Origin of the sequence: Zavarzinia sp. (assembly GCF_041650655.1) — a bacterium.
Classification (GTDB): Bacteria; Pseudomonadota; Alphaproteobacteria; order Zavarziniales; family Zavarziniaceae; genus Zavarzinia.
Window position 1 is genome coordinate 1 of sequence record NZ_JBAZKR010000178.1, and the last position, 4,722, is coordinate 4,722.

7 protein-coding genes are annotated in these 4,722 nt (G+C 65.6%); 3 read left to right on the forward strand and 4 right to left on the reverse strand.

Features of this window, described 5'->3' with window-relative positions; translation table 11 throughout:
• Both amrS and WC493_RS21640 read left to right on the forward strand, forming a co-directional pair.
• A partial coding sequence (gene amrS / locus WC493_RS21635) for an AmmeMemoRadiSam system radical SAM enzyme (RefSeq protein ID WP_373068420.1) occupies positions 1-618 on the forward strand: 618 nt, incomplete at its 5' end.
• Positions 619-626: 8 nt separating this feature from the next.
• Positions 627-794: a hypothetical protein gene (locus tag WC493_RS21640; RefSeq protein WP_373068422.1), complete on the forward strand. Its 168-nt coding sequence runs from the start codon at positions 627-629 to the stop codon at positions 792-794.
• A gap of 26 nt (positions 795-820) precedes the next feature.
• Here WC493_RS21640 and WC493_RS21645 read toward each other — a convergent pair whose 3' ends face one another.
• Entirely contained in the window at positions 821-1,507 is a 687-nt protein-coding gene (locus WC493_RS21645) for a protein-L-isoaspartate(D-aspartate) O-methyltransferase (protein ID WP_373068424.1), read from the reverse strand.
• Between the two features lie 101 nt (positions 1,508-1,608).
• On the opposite strand from WC493_RS21645, the gene WC493_RS21650 reads away from it, so the two are divergent.
• Positions 1,609-2,376: a Mut7-C RNAse domain-containing protein gene (locus WC493_RS21650; protein ID WP_373068426.1), complete on the forward strand. Its 768-nt coding sequence runs from the start codon at positions 1,609-1,611 to the stop codon at positions 2,374-2,376.
• Here the strand turns inward: WC493_RS21650 and WC493_RS21655 are convergent.
• The 3 genes from WC493_RS21655 to WC493_RS21665 form a co-directional block, all read right to left on the reverse strand.
• Positions 2,370-2,648 carry a hypothetical protein gene (locus WC493_RS21655; RefSeq protein WP_373068428.1) on the reverse strand — a complete coding sequence of 93 codons (279 nt, stop codon included), beginning with the start codon at positions 2,646-2,648 and terminating at the stop codon, positions 2,370-2,372. The two genes, WC493_RS21650 and WC493_RS21655, sit on opposite strands and share 7 nt — an antisense overlap.
• A gap of 149 nt (positions 2,649-2,797) precedes the next feature.
• Positions 2,798-3,160 (reverse strand): Mth938-like domain-containing protein, encoded by a 363-nt coding sequence (locus WC493_RS21660; protein WP_373068430.1) that lies wholly within the window; start codon positions 3,158-3,160, stop codon positions 2,798-2,800.
• Positions 3,161-3,209: 49 nt separating this feature from the next.
• Positions 3,210-4,640, reverse strand: a complete 1,431-nt coding sequence (locus WC493_RS21665; RefSeq protein WP_373068432.1) for an RtcB family protein — start codon at positions 4,638-4,640, stop codon at positions 3,210-3,212.
• Between the last annotated feature and the right edge of the window lie 82 nt (positions 4,641-4,722).

Here is a 4,722-nt window from a genome sequence, read left to right on the forward strand (position 1 = left end):
ACCGTCGCCGTCACGGCCGGCTACATGCACGATGCACCGCGGCGCGAGTTCTATTCGAAGATGGACGCCGCCAACGTGGACCTGAAAGCCTTCACCGAAGACTTCTACGTCAAGCTGACCGGCGCGCACCTGCAGCCGATTCTGGACACCCTCGCCTATGTCCATCACGATACCGACTGCTGGCTTGAAATCACCACGTTGCTGATCCCCGGCCACAACGACTCCGACACCGAAGTCGGCGAACTGGCGAAATGGGTCGCCCGCGAACTCGGTCCGGACGTGCCGCTGCACTTCAGCGCCTTCCATCCCGACTGGAAGATGTCCGACGTGCCGCCGACGCCGCCGGCCACCCTGACCAGGGCCCGCCGCATCGCGCTCGACGCCGGCCTGCACTACGTTTACACGGGCAACGTACATGACGTCGAAGGCGGCACCACGTTTTGCCCCGGCTGCCGCCACGCGACCGTCGTTCGCGACTGGTACGACATTCGTCATTACGACCTGACCGCCCAGGGCAACTGTCCGAAATGCGGAGGACGAATCGCCGGTCGTTTCGGCAAATTCGGCAGCGCCTTCGGCCCAAAGCGCATCCCGGTACTCATGCAGGCCCACGCCTGAACCTCATCATGCTCAGAAAGACTGCAATCAGACGACCCATCGCCCTGGCGCTCGTCGTGTTCGGCGCCGTCCTGATGTTTCTCGCACCCGAGACCTGGGCGGGGCTGGCGCTTCTCGCGATCGGCGTCTCGCTGGAAGTGGCCGGCATCGCGCTGCGTCATCGGGATTCCCCCTGAAGCGGGGGATGCGCGGTAGCGCGTCGCTAGGGCTGCGATCGTGTCAGCGGCACGAAGGCAACCATCAGGATGCTCCGGCTGCTGACCGATCCGTCGGCGCGCTTCTCGACCAGCATCAACTGCTGTATGCCTCCGGGCTCTCCGACCGGGATCACCAGCCGGCCCCCGGGCTTCAGTTGCTCGACCAGCGGCGCCGGAATATAGGGGGCCGCCGCCGTGACGATAATGGCGTCGAAGGGTGCGAGTTCCGGCCAGCCGTGATAACCGTCGCCATGCCGCACCGTGACATTGCCATAACCCAACTCTTTCAGACGCTCGTCGGCCGCGCTGGCCAGCGCACCGATGATCTCGATGCTATAGACGTGCTTCACCAGTTCGGCCAGGACGGCCGACTGATAGCCGGAACCGGTGCCGACCTCGAGCACGACGCTATCCGGCATCAGCTCGAGCAGATCGCTCATCAGGGCGACGATATAGGGCTGCGAAATGGTCTGCCCGTAGCCGATCGGCAACGGTCCATTGACGAATGCGCGGTGGCGGTCGTAGGCACCGACGAAGCGCTCACGCGGCACCTTCGCCATGGCGGCCATTACCCGCGCGTCGAGCGCCGCCTTGCCGATCTCGTAGCGCGTGAGTTCGACTTCCTCGAGGATGTCGCGCAGCATCGCCTTGTGGTCGGCTGCCGTTGCGGAAATGGAAAATCCCTTCACCATGACGCATACCCGCCCGTTTCGTTTTCCATCATGGTAGCGGCTGGCGGGCGGAACAGGCAAAGCCTCCGCAGACGACCGGGCGGATTCAAGGGGCAGGAAGAATGGTGACGGCGACATTCCGCTTTTACGAGGAACTGAACGACTTTTTGCCGGCCGAGCGGCGTCGGCGGGAGTTTGTCGCTCCCTGCGCGGAGAATGCGACGGCCAAGCACATGATCGAGGCCCTCGGCGTGCCGCACACCGAAGTCGAGCTGATCCTGGTCAACGGCGAATCGGTCGGCTTCGATCGCCGGCTGCGGGACGGCGACCGCGTTGCGGTCTATCCGAAGTTCGAGGCCCTCGATGTCTCGCCCCTGCTCCGCGTCCGCGAACAGCCGCTGCGCACCCCGCGCTTCGTCGCCGACGCCCATCTCGGCGCGCTGGCCCGCCTGCTGCGCATGGCCGGCTTCGACACGCTCTACGACAATCGCTACCACGACCGCGAGATCGCGGACATCGCCGGGCGCGACGGCCGCATCGTGCTGACGCGCGACCGCGACCTGCTCAAAATGCGCAGCATCACCCACGGCTGCTATGTCCGCGCCACGGAACCGGTACGGCAATTCCTGGAAATCATCGATCGGCTCGATCTGGCCCGTAACGCCCGGCCATTCAGCCTTTGCCTGGTGTGCAATGCGCCCTTGCGGGCGGTCGACAAGGCGACCGTCCTCGAACGGCTGCCCCCGTCAGTTCGTGACAGCCACGAGCGCTTCACGACCTGCGACGCCTGTCATCGCGTCTTTTGGGAAGGCTCGCATTGGCGGCGGATGCAGGCCCTGCTGGAACAGTCACTGCAGTCACCTGCCTCTGCTCAGGGCGGCAGTCAATGATCTTCCAGGTGAGGGATCGATTCCTCGGCGGGCTGGCCGGTCTCGGGATCGATCCAGTCGGCGATGCCGATCTCGCTCTCGGCTTCCTCCAGGGATTCGCCGACTCCGACGTTCGCGGCGCCGCTATCCATGTCGGCGGCCGCTTCGATCAGGGTGGCGAAGGGACCGAATTCCTCGCCGCTCGCCTTGTCCTGCCGGTAGAAGCCGTCCGGGCGCTCGATGATGAGTGTCTTGTCGTAATCGGGTGGAGTTTCGGGGATTGCGATAGTCATGCTGCCACTCCTTTTTCATCCTGCCGCAGAACGTTTGCTATCTGCATTTGAGTTTCGCCCGGGAGCGCAATCCTGCACTGGCGGGTCGATACAAGAATACACCCGCCGCGGTCCGGCTGCTTCATGAAACCTTGCGTCCGCAATGCCCGTCAGCAGGTCACGTGAAACAGGCCGACGACCGACCCGTGTGCCTTGTTCCAATGCGCGATGGCCTCCGGCGTCGGCGCCAGATCGACCGCCACTCCCTTCTTCGCGAGATAGTCCGCAGCTTCGCCGGAAAGCCTGACCATGCCGCTTTGCCCGGCACCGACGATCAGCCGCTCGACGCCCTTCTCGACGATGTACTCGGCTTCCGCCAGCGAGACGATATGGGAAGTTCCGTAAACCGCCTTGGAGAGTTTCTTTTTCCGCTTCGTCACTTCTCCGGAAAGCCGGATCAGCACGTCATGTTCGATGCGGTCTCCGTCGATGACGATGGAGCCGAATTCCGTGCCGTCGATTTTTGGTTTCACTGACGATTCCTTTCATTGAGGAAAGTCCCGGTCGCCCGATCCGCCAGGACTATCCCTTGACGCAGATGACAGGCGACAGGCGCGCCACCTTGCCGGCCAGCCCCGCGTGGTCGGAGGCGTCGACCACGGCCGTCACATCCTTGTAGGCGAGCGGCGCTTCCTCGGCGACGCCGCGCGAACTCGAACTGCGAATCAGGATACCCCGCGCCGCCAGATCGTCGACCACCGCACGGCCATGCCAGCGGCGCGCCGCCTCGTGGCGGCTCATCGCGCGCCCCGCGCCGTGGCAGGCGGAGCCGAAGGCGCGCTCTTCCGTGCCGGCACTGCCGGCGAGGATGTACGAGGCCGTCCCCATGCTGCCGCCGACGAGCACCGGCTGTCCCGCCTGCGCGTATTCGCGCGGAAGCTCGACATGCCCCGGCCCGAAGGCCCTCGTCGCGCCCTTGCGATGCACGAAAAGGCGGCGCTTGCGGCCGTCCACCGTGTGCGTCTCTTCCTTGCAGGTGTTGTGCGAGACGTCGTAGAGCAGCGGCATCTGGACGCCGGGCAACACCTCGGCGAAGGCTTGCCGCGCCAGATGGGTCAGGATCTGGCGGTTGGCCAGCGCGCAGTTGATCGCCGCGCGCATGGCTCCAAGGTAGCGCCGGCCCAGTTCCGACTTCAGCGGCGCGCAGGCCAGTTCGCGGTCGGGCAGCGCGATGCCTGCCGCCGGCGCGGCCAGAGCCATCTCGCGCAGGAAGTCGGTGCCGATCTGGTGCCCGAGCCCGCGCGAGCCGCAATGCAGGCTGACCACGACATCGCCGACGGCCAGGCCGTAGGCGCGGGCGGCCGCTTTGTCGAAAATTTCACTCACCACCTGCACCTCGAGGTAGTGATTGCCGGAACCCAGCGTCCCCATCTCGTCGCGCTGCCGCTTTTTCGCCTGGTCCGAAACGGCACCGGGATCAGCGCCGGCGACGCAGCCGAATTCCTCGATATGCGTGAGATCGGCCTCGGAACCGTAGCCTTCTTCGACCGCCCAGCGGGCGCCGCCCCTGAGCATCGCCGCCATTTCGGCCGGACCAAGATGGACGCCGCCGGTGCTGCCGATCCCGGCCGGGATACGGGCAAACAGCCGGTCGGCCAGGCGCGCCTTTTGCGCCTCGAAGTCGGCAAGCTTCAGCCCCGTGTGCAACGTGCGGACGCCGCAGGAAATGTCGAAGCCGACGCCGCCGGCCGAGGCTACCCCGCCCTCGTCGGCGTCGAATGCGGCGACGCCGCCGATCGGGAAGCCGTAGCCCCAGTGGGCATCGGGCATGGCGTAAGACGCCGCGACGATGCCCGGCAGGCTGGCGACGTTGGCCACCTGCTCGCGCACTTTCTCGTCCATGCCTGCGATCAGTTCGCGCGAAGCGAAGATCACGCCCGGCACGCGCATTGCGCCGGTCTTGGGCAACTCCCATTCGAATTCGCCGCGCTGCTTGAGATTCTTCAGGTCCATGCTGCCCTCACACATCCACGACGCACTGTGCCAGCCACTGCCCATTCGCCTCGCGGCGCACTGCCAGTTCGCAGAATGATGC